Annotated in this window: 16 protein-coding genes and 1 pseudogene; 1 reads left to right on the top strand and 16 read right to left on the bottom strand. The window is 36.9% G+C overall.

The window, feature by feature from the left end:
- Positions 1-2 precede the first annotated feature (2 nt).
- Positions 3-1,181, top strand: coding sequence for a M20 family metallopeptidase (locus tag IEV09_RS09005; protein ID WP_188367968.1), 1,179 nt, complete (start codon positions 3-5; stop codon positions 1,179-1,181).
- Positions 1,182-2,067: 886 nt separating this feature from the next.
- Here IEV09_RS09005 and IEV09_RS09000 read toward each other — a convergent pair.
- From IEV09_RS09000 to IEV09_RS08925, 16 genes and pseudogenes are all read right to left on the bottom strand, one after another.
- The gene (locus IEV09_RS09000) at positions 2,068-2,607 is read right to left on the bottom strand and encodes a TetR/AcrR family transcriptional regulator (protein WP_188367967.1); all 540 of its coding nucleotides are present in this window, start codon (positions 2,605-2,607) and stop codon (positions 2,068-2,070) included.
- A gap of 127 nt (positions 2,608-2,734) precedes the next feature.
- Positions 2,735-2,932: pseudogene (locus IEV09_RS08995) on the bottom strand (NAD(P)-binding protein); the annotation flags it as partial.
- Positions 2,929-3,612, bottom strand: a complete 684-nt coding sequence (locus IEV09_RS08990; RefSeq protein WP_188367966.1) for an ABC transporter ATP-binding protein — start codon at positions 3,610-3,612, stop codon at positions 2,929-2,931. The gene IEV09_RS08990 and the pseudogene IEV09_RS08995, both read right to left, overlap by 4 nt.
- A gap of 11 nt (positions 3,613-3,623) precedes the next feature.
- Positions 3,624-4,691, bottom strand: a complete 1,068-nt coding sequence (locus tag IEV09_RS08985; protein WP_188367965.1) for an ABC transporter permease — start codon at positions 4,689-4,691, stop codon at positions 3,624-3,626.
- Positions 4,692-5,183: 492 nt separating this feature from the next.
- Positions 5,184-5,957 carry a DUF1295 domain-containing protein gene (locus IEV09_RS08980; protein WP_188367964.1) on the bottom strand — a complete coding sequence of 258 codons (774 nt, stop codon included), beginning with the start codon at positions 5,955-5,957 and terminating at the stop codon, positions 5,184-5,186.
- A gap of 2 nt (positions 5,958-5,959) precedes the next feature.
- Positions 5,960-7,750, bottom strand: coding sequence for a DegV family protein (locus IEV09_RS08975; protein WP_188367963.1), 1,791 nt, complete (start codon positions 7,748-7,750; stop codon positions 5,960-5,962).
- 6 nt (positions 7,751-7,756) lie between these two features.
- Positions 7,757-8,164, bottom strand: a complete 408-nt coding sequence (locus IEV09_RS08970) for a DUF2177 family protein (protein ID WP_188367962.1) — start codon at positions 8,162-8,164, stop codon at positions 7,757-7,759.
- A 434-nt stretch (positions 8,165-8,598) separates the two neighbouring features.
- Positions 8,599-10,200: an ABC transporter gene (locus IEV09_RS08965; RefSeq protein WP_188367961.1), complete on the bottom strand. Its 1,602-nt coding sequence runs from the start codon at positions 10,198-10,200 to the stop codon at positions 8,599-8,601.
- Positions 10,193-10,951: an ABC transporter ATP-binding protein gene (locus tag IEV09_RS08960; protein WP_188367960.1), complete on the bottom strand. Its 759-nt coding sequence runs from the start codon at positions 10,949-10,951 to the stop codon at positions 10,193-10,195. The genes IEV09_RS08965 and IEV09_RS08960 overlap by 8 nt, the downstream gene beginning before the upstream one ends.
- 397 nt (positions 10,952-11,348) lie before the next feature.
- Positions 11,349-11,612, bottom strand: a complete 264-nt coding sequence (locus IEV09_RS08955; RefSeq protein ID WP_188367959.1) for a hypothetical protein — start codon at positions 11,610-11,612, stop codon at positions 11,349-11,351.
- An 820-nt stretch (positions 11,613-12,432) separates the two neighbouring features.
- Positions 12,433-13,653 (bottom strand): amidohydrolase family protein, encoded by a 1,221-nt coding sequence (locus IEV09_RS08950; RefSeq protein WP_188367958.1) that lies wholly within the window; start codon positions 13,651-13,653, stop codon positions 12,433-12,435.
- A gap of 21 nt (positions 13,654-13,674) precedes the next feature.
- Entirely contained in the window at positions 13,675-15,024 is a 1,350-nt protein-coding gene (locus IEV09_RS08945) for a citrate transporter (RefSeq protein ID WP_188367957.1), read from the bottom strand.
- Positions 15,025-15,064: 40 nt separating this feature from the next.
- The gene (locus IEV09_RS08940) at positions 15,065-16,282 is read right to left on the bottom strand and encodes a dicarboxylate/amino acid:cation symporter (RefSeq protein ID WP_188367956.1); all 1,218 of its coding nucleotides are present in this window, start codon (positions 16,280-16,282) and stop codon (positions 15,065-15,067) included.
- A gap of 131 nt (positions 16,283-16,413) precedes the next feature.
- Positions 16,414-17,232: an oxamate carbamoyltransferase subunit AllH family protein gene (locus tag IEV09_RS08935; protein WP_188367955.1), complete on the bottom strand. Its 819-nt coding sequence runs from the start codon at positions 17,230-17,232 to the stop codon at positions 16,414-16,416.
- 177 nt (positions 17,233-17,409) lie between these two features.
- Positions 17,410-18,063: a tRNA (guanosine(46)-N7)-methyltransferase TrmB gene (gene trmB, locus IEV09_RS08930; RefSeq protein WP_188367954.1), complete on the bottom strand. Its 654-nt coding sequence runs from the start codon at positions 18,061-18,063 to the stop codon at positions 17,410-17,412.
- Positions 18,064-18,371: 308 nt separating this feature from the next.
- Complete coding sequence (locus IEV09_RS08925; protein ID WP_188367953.1) at positions 18,372-19,148, bottom strand: phosphotransferase family protein; 777 nt, start codon at positions 19,146-19,148, stop codon at positions 18,372-18,374.
- Positions 19,149-19,230: the final 82 nt, after the last annotated feature.

The raw sequence follows: 19,230 nt of genomic DNA, 5'->3' as shown, positions 1-19,230 counted from the left end.
TGATGACTTTAACAGCCAAAGAAACGCTTTTACAATCCGTTGAAAACAACGTTGATGCTTATATGCATTTAGTTCAAACCATGTACGATAACCCTGAAATTGGCAATGAAGAATTTGAAACGATGGCTTTACTTGTTGATTACTTAGATAAAGCTGGTTTCAAAACAACTTCGGGCTATATCGTTCCAACCGGTTTTATTGGTGAATACGATACCGGTAAACCGGGACCGACAATCGCTGTCATGTGTGAATTTGACGCGCTACCAGAAGTTGGTCACGGCTGTGGCCATAACTTAATCGCCGGTATCGGTATCGCAACTGGTGAAGCGGTTAAAAAGATTATCGATCAATTTGGCGGAAAATTACTCGTCGTTGGTACGCCTGCTGAAGAAAACTTCGGTGGCAAAGTCAGCATGTCTGACGCCGGTGTCTTCGATGATGTCGATGTCGCTTTGATGGTTCACCCTGGTAGCCACAATGGTGTTGGTGGTCGCTCTAGTGCCTTGAATCCAATTAAATTTGAGTTCTTTGGTAAAACTGCTCATGGTTGTATGCCTCAAGCCGGCGCATCAGCCCTTGACGCCGCTGTGATGAGTTACTTACAAATCAACTTAATTCGTCAATTTTCGAATCAACATACATACATTCATGGCGTGATTAAAGATGGCGGTGAAGCAGCCAATGTCATTCCAGGTTATGCTTCACTGGAATATTACTTCCGCGCACCAACAATGGCTTATGCCAAAGAAATTACAGCGAAAGCCATGACTGCTGTCGAAGGTGTCGCTTTAGCAAATGGCGTGACGTTCAAATCTTCTGTTTACGAGTGCCCCTACGATGATACGGTAGTCAACTATTTATTAGCGGATTTATTAACGGAAAAATACGAAGAACTTGGCTTAACTGATATCCAACCAGTTGATGAAGTTGCGAAAGGTTCCACCGACGTTGGTGCGGTCAGTTACAAATGCCCAACGATTCAAGGATTCATTAAGATTTGTGGCCCTGAAGTTGGCGCTCATACGGTAGAAATGGCCGATGCAACGATTTCACCAGATGGAAAAAATGGTTTAATCAAAGCCGCGCAAGGATTGTCTTTATCGATTTTAGAGCTACTCGAAAAACCAGAAAAATTAGCTGCAATTAAACAAGAATTTGATGAAACAATTGCAAGCATGTAATAATAACACGGCTATAAATACATATGCTCTCCAATCTAACTTGATAACTCCAGTTAGATTGGAGGGCATATTATTTGTTCTATACTTCTATTATTAGTAGAAATTATCCACACTATTTTTGTAGATATAACTAAACAGATACATTGAAATCCATGAGAATAAGATCAACAAAAACTAATCTATAAGGAGTGTTCAAATTGGAAATCACTTCAAAAGAAAGCCGTTGATTTATACTGAGAAAAACGCTATTAGAGCCCTTCCTTTAAAGCTCATTTGACTCAAACAGAAATTATTGCTCGGTTATTATCCTACAGCATGGACACTAAAAAAAGGGTGCAAAATCTATCAATCTTTTTTAGTGTCCTCCGCTATTCAGAAAAAGAAAAGTATCTTTGCTCTCAGACTACGGCTTCCATAACTTCATTAACTTTAAAACTGGAATTTTTATCAACTGTAACAAGCATTTTAAATCAAGAAGCATTCAAAAAAAGATCAAACAATGAAATCAGCTGCTTGATCCTACGATTTTATTCTAAAAATTGTCTAATTTTTACCAACACCTATTGTTAAATAGCCAGTTAAATATGTGACAGGACTCTGTAATTCATTTAAAAGTTGTTTTAGTAAATTCAGATATTTCATCCTCAATCACTTGTCTACTGTATTTATTTACCTGTGCAAGCTCATAATACTGAATAATTATTCGCAGATACTCCCATTGTTGTATCCATACATTTTCTATTTTAGACTGATTACAACGTGGAATAACAAAAAAGAAATAAACTTTGTATATCGGTTTATTGGTTATCAATGACAGCACTCATACAGAACATCATTCTTCACTAACCTATGGAGGATGGGCGACTTTTGCCTAATCACCTTAAATTTAATCGTCTAATAAACCATATAAGAACAAATGAATACTTCTTAACAACTCGTCTTCTTTTTCTGTGGTTTCTAAGTAAGACGAAATGACAACAAAGAGTTGTCCTGCAATCCAGTCCCAGTCTTCTTGTTTTCTTGAAATCAACGGATCTTGTGAAAGCACATCAACAAATGGTTGTCTATACGATTTTTTCCATAATAAAAAAATCTTATATGTGATTTTTTCTGAAAGCATTTGTCGAATATCTCTCAGCATTAAAATCAAATTGACCGGATGCTTTCTCTGTAAAAATAATGCCATTTGACTTATCTTCACTTCTATTTCAAGGTCTTCCTGAGCTGAAATAGCTCTCAGATTGCCTTCGACATGTTTTGATAAACGTAACATGACACTATAATAAATATCCTCTTTATTCTTAAAATGGTAATACAGAGCTGGCTGACTAATATTTAATTGTTCCGTAATTTGGCGCGTTGATGTTTCCTTATATCCTTGTGACATAAATAATTTTTCAGCTACATCTAAAATGGCATCATACATCTTATTCCCCTTCTGAAAGCAAGTAATTTACCTTAGAAACCTCTTCTTTCAATTGCAATTTCCTCATCAGACTCACCGATTGTCTCTTAATTAACATTTAGTATCGTTGATTACGTACAACTGAAAGTATTTCTCGATAAATTTCTAGCATCATTACAATCGTTAGTCCAACATCAAAACGAAAATCATTTTTATCCATTTGATTCATCTTTCCTTCGACTTTACTTTCTTTTTCAAATAAATGGACATCATAGCCTTGATTTTAGAGTCGAATAGCTGCACTTAAGTCTGCTACACTTGCACCAATAACTGCAATTTTCTTCATTTAAATTCATCCCTACTTGTTTCAAACAATACACCATCATCCATTGTATAAACTCGATCGCAATACGTCACCAATCTCAAATCATGCGTCACCATAATAATCGCTTTGTTTTTTTCTTTGGCTTCTTTCGCCAAAATTTTAACAACTTCATATGCCTTTTCTGTATCTAAACTTGCTGTTGGTTCATCTGCTAAAATAATCGTTGGATCATTATAGAGTGCTCGAGCAATTGCAACACGTTGACGTTCTCCCCCTGAAAGTTCTTCTGGATATTTATTACTTAATTTTTCAATTTCCAGTTGCTTCAACAAATCGATACCTTTTTTGTTTTCTTTTTGCTTTGCAACTTTATCGACTAGTTGCAATTGCTTCCTAACTGTTAGAAAAGGGACCAAATTAGATGCTTGTAAGATAAATCCAATCTCATTAAAACGCAGTTTGGCACGTTCCTTTTCTTTTTTTCCACTAAAAGTAAGATCGTTAATTCGAACCTCTCCTTCTGTTGGTGTCTGTAAACCACCAACAATTGTTAAAAAGGTACTCTTTCCAGAACCTGAAGGTCCAATAATCGCAACAAATTCACCTCTTTCAACTGAAAAATTAGTTTCTTTTAGTGCTTCAATCGTCGTATCACCATCTTTAAATGACTTCTTAACATTCGTTATCTCAATTGCACTCATTTTTTATCCCCCTATCCTATAACCTTCAATGGATCAATTTTTACAATTGCTCGAACTGAGAATAATGCTCCAACAATTGCAATAACAATCATTAAAAGACTGATTCCTGCGAAAAAGGGCAAGTTACTCTGAAAAGGGACTGTTTCTGGTAACACGAGCCCCGATAAAATAGTCAGAACCAAGCCAGTAAATACACCAACTGTTGCCAAAAAGAAGGTTTGAGCAATCACCGATTTTGCAATGTATCTACTAGAAATCCCTTGCGCTTTCATTACGCCAAATATCGCTGTTTTTTGCATCGTTAACACATAAATGAAGATTCCAATTACAACTGCTGCAATGATCACCAGAAATCCAATCATAAAGCCAAATGTTAACACTTGTGCGTTATATCCAGGTAACTTATTAATAAAATCGCCAATCGCAATCTTACTCAACCCGTCCGGTTTCTCTGTGATTTGACCTCTCGTGATAATAGCATTTACGCGTAGTTCTTGCTTTTCAGCCATTTCACCGTAACGTACTTGTTGAATTGTCTCTAAAGATGTATATAACACAGGAGAAACACTATATTTCGCATTGTCCGTAAATCCTACAATCGTCATTTTTTCATCATTCATTGAAATTTTAATCTGATCACCTAGTGAATAGCCTCCACTTTTCTTTAAGCTAATATCGGCAACAACTTCACCTTTTTTAGAAAATAATTCTCCCTCAATAATATTGGGCGTAATAAATTGCTGTGAGTCAATTCCAAAAAAACTGACATTTTCCTTTGTATCTTGATCTTCTACTTGATAAATAATTGCTGGCGCTTGTACTAGAAGCGCTTTTTCCTTGGCTTCCACTTGTTCAATCATTTCTGGATCTATCATTGACATATTTAAACTATCATTAGCTTTATCAGACAATAATAAGTAATCCGCCTCCCATTTATCCACAGCCATTCTATTTTCTTGTGCCAAACCATAGGCTAATCCACTAAGGAAAAAGACCAAGTAGGCAATTAAAAACATAACACCAATCACTAAAGTGTAACGTAACTTAGCATATCTTATCTCATTTAATGCTAAAAACATTTTAATTCCTCCATTTTTTATTCTATTTAGATAACAAGATTTTTTCAATTAAATGACTAATTCACTTATCACCTGATAAGCGAACTATAACAAAAAATCTTTTAAATAGATAAAGTTTTGCTCATGATTGTTTTTTCCGTCGATTTAATCTCTTCCTTCCTCTAAACCTGAAGAGGAAATAGCTAAGCTCGTTATTCATATTATCTATCGCATGTTAAAAAAATGAGAAAGAAGCCGCCGATATTGCATAAGTGGCTTCTTTCTCACACTCTCTGGCTCAATCTGATCGCAATAATCATCTTTCCATATCCCGGTTGTAAGTCAATAAAACCCCTGATTTCACTTGAACTATCAAGTAAAATCAGGGGTTCATTATTATTAAGAGAAGATGTAGCTATCACAATTATCATTGATGGTAGTTACAAAAACTGTACTTGAATACTTCAAAGACAGCACCTTTAAAATTGATGATGCTACATTATCTCTCACTCTCTATAATCCTTTTTTCCCAATGAATGGAAAAAATTTCGACGTTTTACTAGCATAAATTTTAAAATCTTCTCGGTCTTTATATTTTTTCTCAAGTAAAGGAACACCCGATACAAAAAGCAAAAGCAAAGTGATGACTATTGGGCTAATCATCAGCCATAATTGTTCACTATTTGTAAATGAAATCAAAAAAATTCCCCACCAACAAGTAGCCTCACCAAAATAATTAGGATGTCTGGTTAATGACCATAATCCTTTCGTCAGTAATTTGCCTTTGTTATTCTGATTCTTTTTAAAGTTTTCTAATTGTAAATCTCCAACAACTTCAAAATAAAAACCGATAATCCAAATGATTATACCCGTGATTTGCCACCAGGTTAAACTAGAATTAACTTGGTAAAAACTATTCATAATCGGTAATGAAATAATGAATAAAAGAATTCCTTGAAGGACAAAAACATTCAAAAATGCTTTGAGATTGACAAAACTCGTTCCCCATCGTTTACGCATATTGACGTAGCGATAATCTTCAGGGCGGTTCCAATTTCTTTTAAATAGATGCCAAAATAATCGCAAACCCCAAATAGAGACAAGTAACAAGATAATCAAGGATTGCGTACGCCAATGACTGGCTATAAAAAAGCTCCCCCAAGCAACCACAACAAAACCTAATCCCCAGGCAATATCAACTAACGAATAGTTGTTTTTCATTTTTGAAATCATGGACCACACAACAAAATAGACAAATAAAATAATCGCTACACTACCATATATCATCTTTATAATTCCTCCTTAACTTTAATTCCGGCTACTGCAATTGCACCAATCCCTGCACTAATCGCTATGGCCGCTGAACTTTCAACGATATAGTGGCTTCGTCCATCTTGATTATCAAATAGACTCTTACCAATTTCATTCGCTCTTTCAGCATTGTCCACGTGTGTGATAGCAAATGCTTCTAACTGACTTTTGGCTATCAACGTATGAACTTGCTTCAACATTTTCTTTGTTGCTGACTCTTGACTAAACGAAATCCCTTTTAGCTTACCGTCTCCATCTGAATCTAGAGTGACAATCGGATAGACGTTTAGTCTTTGTGCTATTCGACCAATTTTTTTAGGAATTCTACCTGATTCCACCATTGGTGCCAGACTGGCTACAGAAACATAAATAAAACTCCTTGTTATCGTTTCTAAAACAGTTGTAACGACCTGTTCAAACGACTCGCCTTTTTTTATCGCATTAACGGCTGAGAGAACGAGTAAGCCTTGTGCTGCAGCATTTAATTTTGAGTCAATCACATGAACTTGCGCTTGATTTAATTTATTTACTTCGATTCGTTGTTTGATTAATTGATATGTTCCACTTAATTTAGCTGAAACGGTAATAATTAAAATTTCACGGTATTTACCTTCCAAAAATGAAAGTAAAGCATCAACGCTTTGAATACTTGGCTGAGATGTACTCAATTTTTCTTTTTTTTGAATTTTTTCTCGAATAATGGAACTGTCAATCGTTTGTTTATCTAAATAGCTCGTTGTATCAGTAAGGATTTGAATAGGCAACACATGAATTTGTTCCTCTAACAGTAGCTCTTGGGGAATATCAGCAATTGAATCCGTTACGATTGCAATCGGGTATTTAGGTGTATTCGCAGTATCCCATTGCAATAACATATCATCGACTTTATGACTAACAATCACTCCATATTGTTCTAATTTAATCAATACATCTTTTGGTTTATTCGTGTGAATATGGATTTTAACGAGTTTACCTTCTCCTACAATAATCAGTGAATCACCATATTTTGAAAGTTTTTCTTTCAGCGCAACGGTATCGACGATCACTTCTTTTAATAAAAATTCAGAACAATAGCGTTCGTTAGGGCGTTCTGCTTGATTGTCTATTTCTAAAAAATCAACATGTTCATTTCTATCATCGCTTGCTAACCTTGACTTTCCTTTAGTATCACAGTAAGTATTAGTGAAGCCTTCTATGAAGTGATAAAATCCTTTTGCTCCGGCATCAACAAGGCGTTTATGACGCAAGACATTTAATTGATATCTCGTCTGTTGAACGGCTTCTGAGGCTGCTTCTTCCGCCGATAGTAATGCTTTTTCAAGTACTTCTTCTTTTAAAAATCCGACATAAAGAGCCTCTGACCAAACGGACATCACAGTTAAAATCGTTCCCTCCTGAGGTTCTAATAAGGCTTGATAGGCATCCTTTACGGCTACGCTAAATGAATATACGAATCCTAAAACAGTTCGTTCTCCCTGCTCAAAGACACGAGCAACAGCATTGAGGTATTGCGCAAATATGATTCCTGAGTTCCCCCGGGCACCGATTAATGACGCCTCAGCTATACTCTGTAACGTTTTGTTGACAGATGCTGACTCTGGATTCACTTGATCAACAATTGACTGCATTAAAGCAGCCAAATTACTTCCCGTATCACCATCGGCTACTGGAAAAACGTTGATTTTATTCAACGCTTCTTTCTCCTCAATTACGTTCAATGCACCACTTAGAAAACTTTCTAAGATTCTCTGATTATCTAATTCATCCACAGGTGCCTACCCTCTTTCAAACAAAAATTTATTTAATAAATACACAATTCCCGAAGTACTCCCCGTAACAAACGTTCCCCAGGCCAAATCAATCAGAGTCATGGTGACTGGCCAATTCTTCAACGTTGATAAATTAGTCAAATCATATGTTGCATAACAAATAAGACCAAAAAAAGCTCCACTTAAAAGAGTATAAATCAAACTATTTTTCTCAATACCTGGAAGGATAACAAAATACAAAACACCGCTCACATAAAGAAAGTAAAAGATAATTGCTGGCATGATTCTTACATCACCCATCAGATGCCCAATAAATTGTTGATACATTTTTTGGGAAACGACTAATAACCAAAAAAGATCAAAAATTAAAAAGACTATCGCACTTAGTAAATAAATCCGCATGATATGAAACATCACAAACACTCCCATCCTTAGTTATTGAATTATCTGTATAGACAATTGTATCATAATATTAAAAACCGTTATAATCAAAGGTTTCCAAACCTTAATAAATGATGCTAAAATCTATTTTTCAATAAAAAACTTAGACAATTTTCGTTTTTGTATAGTCTGCCAAAAAAGTTAGTCTTTTTAAGAGCGTTTTTATATCTCTACTTCTTTGTGCTCACAAAATATATTCAATCAGACTTGTCAACAAGACCTTGTATTTCGCATTCAGTATCAGGTGTAGTAGCGAATCAGATCTTGATACTGAATATGTAATATAATAAAATCCTTAATAAAACTGACCCAAAAAAGTTAGATTTTTTAGGTCTAACTTTTTTGGGTCAGTTCATACACCACGTTTGCTTACTTAACTTAATAATAACTTCTTTCTTGTACTTGTTTTAATCCAAATAATCCCAAAATCGTCGTTTGTAAATATAAAGAATGATACCACAAATTAGTAATATCATACCTATAACTAATGGGGTTAGTGGCAGAAACGGTAAAGCAAGGGTTGCAAATGCATAACCACCAATCAGTAACCCACCGATAATTGTGCCTAGCACAATAAAAATACTCATTAAAATCGTGCCGCCACCTCGCTGGAATAACTGTGTCACGCTTGTCCAATTCGTTAAGAGTAAGCGATAATCGCGTGCAAAATAAATCACACTCATCACAAAACTACCTAGCGTAGCCCCCAGCACTCCGGAAATCGTCAGTAATAACGATAACTTTAAGAAAAGACTCGCAGCTAAAATTGTTCCCCCACTGATAATCACTTGGATCAAGAAGCCGATTAAGAATTTTTCTTTGAGATAAGCTTTTTTAGATAACGGCAATGTACAAATAAAATCATAATTTTCTCGATCAAGTGAAATAAGATTGGCTACGAATGAAGCTTGATTGCACGACAGATACGCTAAAAAAACACCTGAAACAAACACGACTCCGACTAAACGATTCGGTAACATGCCCCCTCCAGCGATTTGATTCAGGACACTTCCAAAAGAGATCAGCATTACGATTGGAATAATCACTGAACTTGAAAAAATTTGCATCGCAACACCTGGCTCTTTAATTAATTGCCAATTATATGAACGTAAAAGCTGAGGTGTCGTTTGTCCGATTTTTTGCTTTTTCTTTTTGAATGTTTCCAACGTTGAAACAGTCATTAGTTGCTCGTATAAACGCGGTAAAAAGAAGATTTTGATAGTAAAAGCCAGTATCATGAATAAGCCAATTAGCAATCCCCATCCAAGTAAACCCGATTGGCTAAATGGATTCGTAATTGCCCAATGAACCGGTAATAACGGTATAAACGGCGTCCGATCAAGTACTTCTATCCCCTGTTCAATATTACTCGTATTACCAGAGAGTTGCATAAAGAGGATTCCAGCAATTGACAAGACGGTGGTCAATACCATGAGCCCTGTCGTCATTAATTTTTTATGCTTCTGGAAAACCTTTGTCCGAGTTAAGCCCAGTACAATGAGTGAGCAAATAAATAATAAAATGCCTAGTAGCAAGACGAATGCCAGCAAACCAGAAACAATCGAAAAGACCAGCCAATTGCCGGCTTGCCAAGCGGTTAAGCTAAAGAGTACAAATAATGGCAGGACATAAGGTACCACGGTTAGTGTCACCGCTAAGATTTTTGATACAAAAATTTCTGATTGTCGAAACGGTAACGGTAGATAGGCTTCCAAATCCTTACTTTCAAAAAAGACATTGTAGATCACTGAAACCCCTTGTGACATCGCAAGTAAGCCGAATAACCCAACGTACATCGTAAAGAAGCCTGGCATTTTTGAAAAATCAACCGTAAACAGCATAAATCCATACAGCACGGTGAAAATCAGTGCGAGCAACACATATTGCATCACAATCGCTTGGATTAATTTCTTACCTGACTTTCCTTTCCTTCTTGCTTGATCGGTATATTGCGGATTCGTGTACAGCAAGGACACGCCTAATAGTGAAGCCAACTTCCTTTTATTCATATGTCTCACCATTTAAGGGTTCCTCTGAATGACTTTGGCGCCCGATCATCTTCAAATAAATCGATTCGAGTGACTCCCCTGGCGATTGTGCTAACAAATTATCCGTCGTTCCTTGATAGACAAGTTCGCCTTTTTTCAAAATTGCTAACTCATCGCATAATTGTTCTGCCGTATCTAACACGTGGGTTGAGAAAATAACCGTATTGCCACGAGCAGCATGATCTTTCATCATTTCCTTTAAATCAAAAGCCGCTTGCGGATCGAGTCCAGTCATCGGTTCATCCAAAACCCAAATATCGGGGTCCGGTAATAAGGCACCAATTAAAATCGTTTTTTGGCGCATCCCATGAGAGAAACTACCAATCGCTTCCTCTCGATGATTCAAGATATCAAACAATCCAGCCAATTCTTGGATTCGTGACTCTTTCTTTTCGGTCGTCATCCCATAAGCCGCCGCAATCAAATTCCAGTATTCACCGGCTGATAATTGCAAAAATAAATCCGGTGAGTCTGGCACATAACCAATCCGTTGTTTGATGGCTAACCGATTCGCACTTAATTCTTGTCCGTCAACAAAAATTTGACCACTTGTTGGATCAAGGACCGAAACCAAGCTTTTAATCGTTGTCGATTTTCCGGCCCCATTGTGACCTAAAAAACCAAAAATTTCTCCTGTTTTAATTGTTAAATTCAAATGATCCAACGCTATTTTTTGATCGTATTGCTTTGTTACCCCTTTAAACTCAATCATATACTCCCTCTTTTCTTTGATTTATAACCTGTATTAAGTGTAGCGCTGATTGAATCCTCTGTCTATCATCCTTAGGGTGGATTTTTAAATGATCGCATGATTCTCTTTGTATTTATATTGATTAGAGTCTACAATGTAGTCAGATAATTCTTTTTAAGAAGAGGTGAGAGGCATGAAAGAAGATAAAATTCATGTGACGAGTCTTTTTTTATCTGCACTCGTCATGTTCCTATTTACTTTAGTATTTGATCAAGTTGCTTTAGGTTTTCTATTGGCAATTCTCTGTTTTCCAATGAGTAAAAATCTAGCGAAAAAATCAACGAGAATAAAAAAATATAAAAAACAAACCTATTTATTAAAAATAACAGGTTTGTTTTTTTCTAATACGAATTGCTTTTTAAGGTGCTGGTTTAATAATAAATGCCAACAAAAACACGACGAAAATTAGTATGAAAGGGCTAAGTCCAATAATTAAAGTCACAATACTTATTTTCGATTTATCTTTACGATACGTATCCATCGAGGTGTAATATAAAGCCATAGAAGCTAGAAACACAACAATCGTCCCCCAGCCAATATCGGTCATAAATATGCGCGTGTATGGCATCCAAACAGTAAAGATGATAAATATAGCTAAAAGGACATTCACAATTTTTAGCATAAGCAAACCTTCTTCCTGAAAGTATTTGTCGAAATTCTCAATCTAAGATCGATTAGACGATGCCTTTTTTGCGTGGTATTCAAACTATTTTTTATCTCGAATTTCTTCTAGTATACGAATCAACTTTTGAAAATACTTGAAAAACAAGATGACTGCAAAGAGCTTGAAAAGTATCGCTGCCAAATTAAATAATAATGCAAAATTTGCCATTGCCATTATAAACACACCTATCCTCCCGAGTAATCGTTTTCACTTAATATATCATTTTAAATACTAAGACACAATTTATTGTATACAAAATAACTAAACAATATAAAATCAACCCAAAATATCATTTACTATCAACTGGCATTATATTTTTGTGACAATATTTTCTACAATAAAAAAAGCAACTCACATTTCTCTGATGTCATTTGACAAATAGAATTGTGAGTTGCTTTTTGATAGCCTCTATTTGGAAACGGTGTTGTGGGAGCAAATGTTCGGATATAAGCCAGAATTGTTTGAAAGTAAAATACACTTTCAAACGATTCTTTGCTTATTACTCGTCATTAAACGCTTCATTTATAGCCTCTTGTTGAAACAGCATTTCTATAGCTGTCACTCAGAGATAAGAAACCCCCGATAAAAATGAAAAATCCATTTTTTCGGGGTTATTCTTATCTTTCATGCCAAAACGCTCTATAAATAGCCTCTTAATTTGAAACGGCATAAAAAGAGCAGGTGCTGCGGAGATAAGTGGTCACTAGAATAAAATCAAAAAGCGATTTTTTCTAATGCCTTCTTATCTCTTGCACCTAACGCTCTTTATTATGGCCTCTTAATAGACTTTCACTGTTTTGGTTGTTTCTACGGTAATTTTTCCATCTTTAATCACGTATAGACGAGTTGGGATGTCGATGATGGCATCATTAACGACTTTAGTATCTAAGATGACTAAGTCGGCTTTGTTGCCTTCTGCGATTCCATAACCTTCTAATTTCAACGCTTTTGCTGGGTTTTCAGTAATCATTGGTAAAACGGTTGGTAAATCATCGGCTCCACCTAAATGAGCGACTGGAATGGCAATCATCGCTGTTTGGAAAATATCGCCATTGCCGTAAGGGGTAAAGGCATTACGGATATTATTCGTTGCGATACACACGTTGACACCGCCATCACGTAATTTACGAATCGGTGTTACCGCTCGGCGTACATTGTATTCATCATTTCTAGCGCCTAAATGTAAATCAGTTGCTGGTAGTGCCATCACATTGATTTTAGCTTTTGCCATTAAGGCAATGATTGGATTTAATTCTGCATCTGGTAACGCATGAAGTGCGGTTAAATGTCCGACAGAAACACGGCCTTCGTAACCTTCATCGATTGTCTTTTGACATAAGTAGATAATACTCATATGATCGGCTTCATCCGCAAAATCTTGGTGTAGATCGATGTCTTTATCAAAACGTTTAGCGATATCAAAGATTAAATCAATATGATCGTTAGCAGGCGCATCGTTATAAGGAATTCCTCCAACAACATCCGCTCCCATTTCCATCGCTTGATACATCATTGTTTCTGTTCCTGGTGCTTTGAAAATGCCTTCTTGTGGGAAAGCCACCACCTGAATATCAACGAGGTGTTTGTATTCCTCTTTTAATTGCATGATGACATCAAATCCAGTGAAGCCTTGTGCCGGGTCAAACTCTGCATGCGTACGAATCGCTGTGACACCGTTTGGAATGATCATGTTTAAGACTTTACTCGCACGTTCATAAATGTCTTCTTTTGTGAAGGTTGGTTTCAATTCCGCCGTGACTTCAATCGCTTCTTTTAAAGTCCCTGACTTATTCGGTTTACGACTAGCAATCAGCGCCTTATCTAAATGAATGTGGCTTTCGACTAAACCAGGAATCACCACACGTCCATCGACATCAATCACTTTTTTTGCTTCGTCGGTAATACCGGTAGCAATCGTTACAATTTTACCTTCGTTAATCGCAATATCCGTTAACGGTGCCTCATCTGTTAAGCGTGCATTTTTAATTAAAATATCCATTGATTTATTTCCTCCTCTTTCTTATCCCATAATTAGTGAAATAATCAGTAGCAATACGGATGCCATGCTAATCCATTTCACGTTGCCTTTTACGACATCTAAAATTGGTACATCAAAGCCTGAAGACAAGGCTTGCATCGTAATATTCACGAAACTCATTTGACTACCTAAACCAACACCCATGGTAACGAATCCTAGTGCTAACGGTGGGAAACCTAGTGAAATGGCTACTGGTAAGACAAGCGTTAGAACGGATCCGACATATGCGCCGGCTGGAACACCGATTAGAATACCGGTTAAAACAGCCACCGGAACAACAATTGCGGCTGGTGCTTCTTTTGCGACACCGGCAATTACAGCAAAGGTTCCCGTTTGAGCAATCACGTTAATAAATGCTAAGAAAATACCAACTTGAAAGAGTCGCGTTAAGATATAGGTTGAACCATCAATCATCGCTTCCACCGTTTGATTCATGCTAAATTTCGTACAGCCGTAGATTAATACGAGTGTAACAACCATGTAAACCAACGGTGTGAAGACTGACACACCAATCATTTGATTGACTAATGGACCAAAGATAACAGCGAATAATAAGAAAATCGCCGGTAACGTTAATTTGAATAACTGACCATTATTCATTTCAGCATATTCATCATTTTCGGTTTCTTTAAAGCCAATATTACGACGCTTTGTTCCCCAATAAGCGAGCACCAAAGCAATCCCCACAAAAAATAACCAGTATGGGCGCATAGTTGCAACGTACTCTGCGACTTCAAAGCCACCTAGTTGTGACACGATACTTGACTCTAATGATGCGGGAGAGGTTGTAAATGAAACAGCAGCAGCTAGTGACATGGCTGCAATTAATTCTGGTACCACACCCACTGCAGCAAAGGCTAACGGTGCAATAACCATCGCGCTTCCGCCACCAATGCCCGACATGTAGGTAGCAGCCGCTAAAAGAATGACGATAAAGACAGAGACGAGTTCCACTTTTCCTTTAGTTCCCCGCTTAGCAAGTGTTAGTGCTGCGGTATAACCACCGGATTTGAACACCGCCATTGCAATTGCCGAGTTAATAATCGGAACAGTGATGCCAAGCATTGTTGGGATCGCTTCTAATAATTGTTTATTGGCATCGGCAATTCCTATGCCCCCAATAATCATAGCGATGACACCACCGACAACACCAGCAATAATCATATCAACTTTTAAGAAAAGTAAAACAAGTACAATCACTAACGGCACAATGGTTAAGATTGCCATGAAACCAGTTGGTGCAACAATTTCTTTCAACTCCTGTGCAAATGCGGTAATCGGTACGAGTAACATTGCTATGAGCGCTAATAGACTCCATTTTCGTTTATTCATAAAATACGCCTCCTCTAGGATTTTAGATTGATTGGGTTGATTACGCTTTTTGATTAAATATTTCATAGTCAATTTCATTTTCAGAACGAGCAACTAAAATCGCTGAGTAGACATCCGAGTTGACGTTTAAGAAGGTTCTTAACATTCCGACAAACCATTCCACGCCAGCAAAAATTGCAATACTTTCGATTGGTAGTCCGAGTTGCGGTACAATAATTGCCAGTGAGACAAGTCCCGCTCCTGGTACAACCGCATTCGCTAATGAAACAAATGTTGCAGTCACAGCGACGGTAATCATTTTAGGTACATCAAAATCCATTTGATACATCTGTGAAATGGTCATAACGGTAATCGCCATATGCATCGCTGATCCGTTACTATTTAAAGACATTCCTAAAGGTAACACCAAATTGGTAATTCGCTCACTTAAACCGAGTTTTTGTGTCGACTCTTCCATCGCAATCGGTAACGTAATCGCAGAAGACGTTGTCGCTAAAGCCATCACGGTCATGCTCTTCATGTTTTGGATTAAGCGAATCGGATTGATTTTGCAATAAACGGTTAAAATTAAAATCCACAATCCCATAAATAAGAGGGACGCTAAACCATAAACCAGTAAATATTTCAATAACGGCAAGATAATTTGCAAGCCTAAGTTACTGATTGTTGATGTAATTAAGGCGAAAATACCAATTGGCGCGATAATCATTACGTAACGAATAACGTTAATAATCACTTCGTTAAAATCGAGTAACAACTCAAATAATTTTGAATCTGGTTTGCTTTGCATATAACGATTTAAAGCAATCCCAAAAAATAAGGAAAAGACAATAATTTGAATAATCGATCCTCGTGATAAGGAATCAAAAATATTCGTTGGAATAAAATTTAGAAAGGTTTCTGATGCTGAAATTTCTTGCGCTTCAATTCCTAAATCTTGCGCTCCAGCTAAATCGACTCCTCTTCCAGGATTAAAGACAACCGCCATCAAAACACCCCAACCGGCCGCTAGTAAAGAAGATACTCCGAATACAGCAATCGTTTTTCCACCTAACTTAGTTAGTTCTTGTGGATTAATGCCACCAACTGCTTGAATAATTTGTCCTAAAATTAATAACGGAATCGCCATTTGCATTAAACGTAAAAATACATCTCCAATAATTTTTAATTCTGCTCCAACTTTGGGTAACAATAAACCAAAAGCTACCCCTAATACAACTGCAATCACAATTTGCGTGACCATCGAGACCTTTTTCATTTTCTCCAAACCCCCATCTATTTGTCTGAAAAAGAACGTTACTTTCTTGTGCGCGTTCAAATAAATATAAAATGACAAAACACGAAAATTAAAACGACACAATTGCGATCTTTTCTTTAGCAAACATTTTTTTACTCATTTAATCCATTTAATAACTGCGTCCCCAACAATAAACCATAAGATAAATCTTTTCCCGATGAATGACCAATTGCCATCAATTGTTGCACATTCTTCTCCGTTAATCTTTCGTCTAACTTGTTTAAATTAAGAAATAATTGATAGACCAACGAATTGACAAACCCATCCGTTGCAGCAAGCAAATAGGCTTTACTTACATCTGGTGTCGCCAGTTTCCCTGATAGCAACGCTTGACTTAACGTGATGGCTTGTGGTTGGCCTGTCGCATACAACAAGGACAAGTATGCCACCAAAATATCATCGCCACTTGGCGTACCACCGCCACCGCGCCCAACAAGATAAGCAACAATCTCTGCCCAATTTGGTTTCGTTTTTCGCATCATTGCAAATATCTCCTGAGTTCGTCTATCTAAGGACAATCCTAACTTTTCTTCGAGGTTTTGATTTTCTAAGACCTTTTGTAATAAAAGTAACTCATCTGATCTCAAAGAAAGCTGTCGTACGTCTAAAGAGCGTGTTTCAACACCAATTAAAGGCAAATGATAAATACCATTTTGACTATAAAAAACAAATTCCTGGTCGTTGACTTTCACAAAGTCTCCTCGACGAACATAAGGTGCAACCGCTTCAAAAGTTACTTTTGGTAAATACAAACCATAGCTTGCTAAGTACTCAAAATAACTCGATACATTGATTAATTGCTCCCCTATTTGTAGGTTAAACGAATAAGGAAAAACAGTATGAACGCTTCCGGCCTTACCAAACTGTTCAATTGGATGAATATATTCGCTGATTTTCATCTGGTCTTTCAATTCAATAACCTCCTCTTGTTTTCCATATTATCAGATTTATTCCAACTTCACCAATTCGAAGATTTTTCTCTTTTTTACTTTATTGATATATCTTTATCACGAAGGTTAACGCTTACATGAAGCACTTAAAAATAACAAAACAAAACCTCTCCGTTTTTCAACAGAGAGGTCCATTTTTTATTTTTTTGTTTTATCAGGGAATTTCGCTTCTACGCGATAAATTGGTTGCCCTTTTGACGCAAATTTTTGTTCGTATTCCGTCATGATATTACCTTCATAATCACTACTATGAAGATCCAACCAAACTTTTTGTAATATTAAACCATATTGCGAAAAACTCGCTAGCGAGTATTCGAATAACCCTTGGTTGTCGGTCTTAAAATGAATTTCCCCAGCTGGTCGTAAAATCGCTTCATCCACCGCTAAAAATGATTTGTATGTTAAACGGCGTTTTTCGTGTCTTGTTTTTGGCCATGGATCTGAGAAATTCAAGTAAATTTGATCAATCTCGCTGTCCGCAAAATAATTGGTTAAATCTGATCCATCAACACGTAACAACTGTAAATTCGGTACTTCTTCGGCAATCAATTTATCGAGTGCGTATGAAACGACACTTAGTTGAATATCGATACCAATGTAGTTGATTTCTGGATTGGCCTTTGCCATCCCAAAAATAAACTGACCTTTCCCCATACCGATTTCAATATGAATCGGATTGTCATTACCAAAACGTTCCGCCCAACGACCTTTCCATTTCTGTGGTTCATCAACCACATATTGTGGATGGTTTGCGATTAATTCTTCTGCTCCATTACGTTTTCTAACTCTCATAAGCTTTCCTTTCCATGAAAAAGAGGGATGTGACAGCTGCCGCATCGCCTACTTTTTATTACATCTTGATTTGACGGGCAATTAAAAGCTGCTCCCTCGGCTACTTCATCGATTCGTTCAATCGAAAGGACCGATTGCTCGACTCGATTCCAGTTGCTCGGAGCAAGACGCTTTAAATTACACCTTGATTTGACGGGCAATTAAAAGCTGCTCCCTCGGCTACTTCACCGATTCGTTCAATCGAAAGGACCGATTGCTCGACTCGATTCCAGTTGCTCGGAGCAAGACGCTTTAAATTACACCTTGATTTAGACATAGATTCTTTTTAGTTGTAGTATTTCTTGATTCATTTTTTGAAATTGACCTTTGGAATAGTATTTCTTAATCTCTTGTAACATACTAAGTAGCGCATACCAATAGGTTTTTTCTAATGTTTCACTGTCCGGATGGATACCATAACTAATCAGCCACTGTCCCCAGTTTGATGTTGGAACATAGTGTCCCAGAATCGAACCAATATCAACAAATGGATCGCCAAACATGACAGAATCCCAATCAACTAAGTATAAATAATGATTGCAAACCAACCAATTACGACAATTGACATCGCCGTGAATCACAGCCTTATCCTTAATTTGAAAATGAGGGATGTGATTCGCTAAATAGTTTTGAACCAGTGCCAAAAATTGATTATCTTCAAGCATTTTAGGTAGATCAGTCATATATTCTTGCAACATTTTTTGTGGCGTATACGTTTGACCGCCCATTTTTTCGAGCATATTTTTTAATGAATAAGAATGGTGTAAATGATATAACACATCGATTACATCATTACGCGCTCCGATTTCTTCTGGAGATAAAATCCGGCCTTCTAGCCATTCTTGAGCAGACAAAACATCACCATTTCCCGTTCGCTTCGTCCAAACGAGTTTTGGCGTAATCCCTTCTTTTGAGAGCGCCGCTAACATTGGGGTCGTATTGCGTTTAATAAAGACTTTTTCTTCGGCTTTTAATCCTAGATACGTTTTCCCTGTATCTCCTTTAATCGGTCGAATTTTCCATTCGCTATCTAACCGCAGATCCATCTTTATTCCCCCCCTTAATTTTTAAACAGTAATACCCATTCTAGCTTCCTACACGGTCTTCGTCAAGCACATGTATGTTCGT

Source organism: Enterococcus alcedinis (assembly GCF_014635985.1).
In the GTDB taxonomy this organism is placed as follows: Bacteria; Bacillota; Bacilli; order Lactobacillales; family Enterococcaceae; genus Enterococcus_I; species Enterococcus_I alcedinis.
This window is presented reverse-complemented; position numbering and strand designations above follow the sequence as displayed.

Bases quoted from the DNA above. Each gene is read 5' to 3' on its own strand.
- IEV09_RS09005 (WP_188367968.1), top strand. From the start codon at position 3: ATGACTTTAACAGCCAAAGAAACGCTTTTACAATCCGTTGAAAACAAC.
- IEV09_RS09000 (WP_188367967.1), bottom strand. From the start codon at position 2,607: ATGTATGATGCCATTTTAGATGTAGCTGAAAAATTATTTATGTCACAA.
- IEV09_RS08990 (WP_188367966.1), bottom strand. From the start codon at position 3,612: ATGAGTGCAATTGAGATAACGAATGTTAAGAAGTCATTTAAAGATGGT.
- IEV09_RS08985 (WP_188367965.1), bottom strand. From the start codon at position 4,691: ATGTTTTTAGCATTAAATGAGATAAGATATGCTAAGTTACGTTACACT.
- IEV09_RS08980 (WP_188367964.1), bottom strand. From the start codon at position 5,957: ATGATATATGGTAGTGTAGCGATTATTTTATTTGTCTATTTTGTTGTG.
- IEV09_RS08970 (WP_188367962.1), bottom strand. From the start codon at position 8,164: ATGTTTCATATCATGCGGATTTATTTACTAAGTGCGATAGTCTTTTTA.
- IEV09_RS08965 (WP_188367961.1), bottom strand. From the start codon at position 10,200: ATGAATAAAAGGAAGTTGGCTTCACTATTAGGCGTGTCCTTGCTGTAC.
- IEV09_RS08960 (WP_188367960.1), bottom strand. From the start codon at position 10,951: ATGATTGAGTTTAAAGGGGTAACAAAGCAATACGATCAAAAAATAGCG.
- IEV09_RS08955 (WP_188367959.1), bottom strand. From the start codon at position 11,612: ATGCTAAAAATTGTGAATGTCCTTTTAGCTATATTTATCATCTTTACT.
- IEV09_RS08950 (WP_188367958.1), bottom strand. From the start codon at position 13,653: ATGGATATTTTAATTAAAAATGCACGCTTAACAGATGAGGCACCGTTA.
- IEV09_RS08945 (WP_188367957.1), bottom strand. From the start codon at position 15,024: ATGAATAAACGAAAATGGAGTCTATTAGCGCTCATAGCAATGTTACTC.
- IEV09_RS08940 (WP_188367956.1), bottom strand. From the start codon at position 16,282: ATGAAAAAGGTCTCGATGGTCACGCAAATTGTGATTGCAGTTGTATTA.
- trmB (WP_188367954.1), bottom strand. From the start codon at position 18,063: ATGAGAGTTAGAAAACGTAATGGAGCAGAAGAATTAATCGCAAACCAT.
- IEV09_RS08925 (WP_188367953.1), bottom strand. From the start codon at position 19,148: ATGGATCTGCGGTTAGATAGCGAATGGAAAATTCGACCGATTAAAGGA.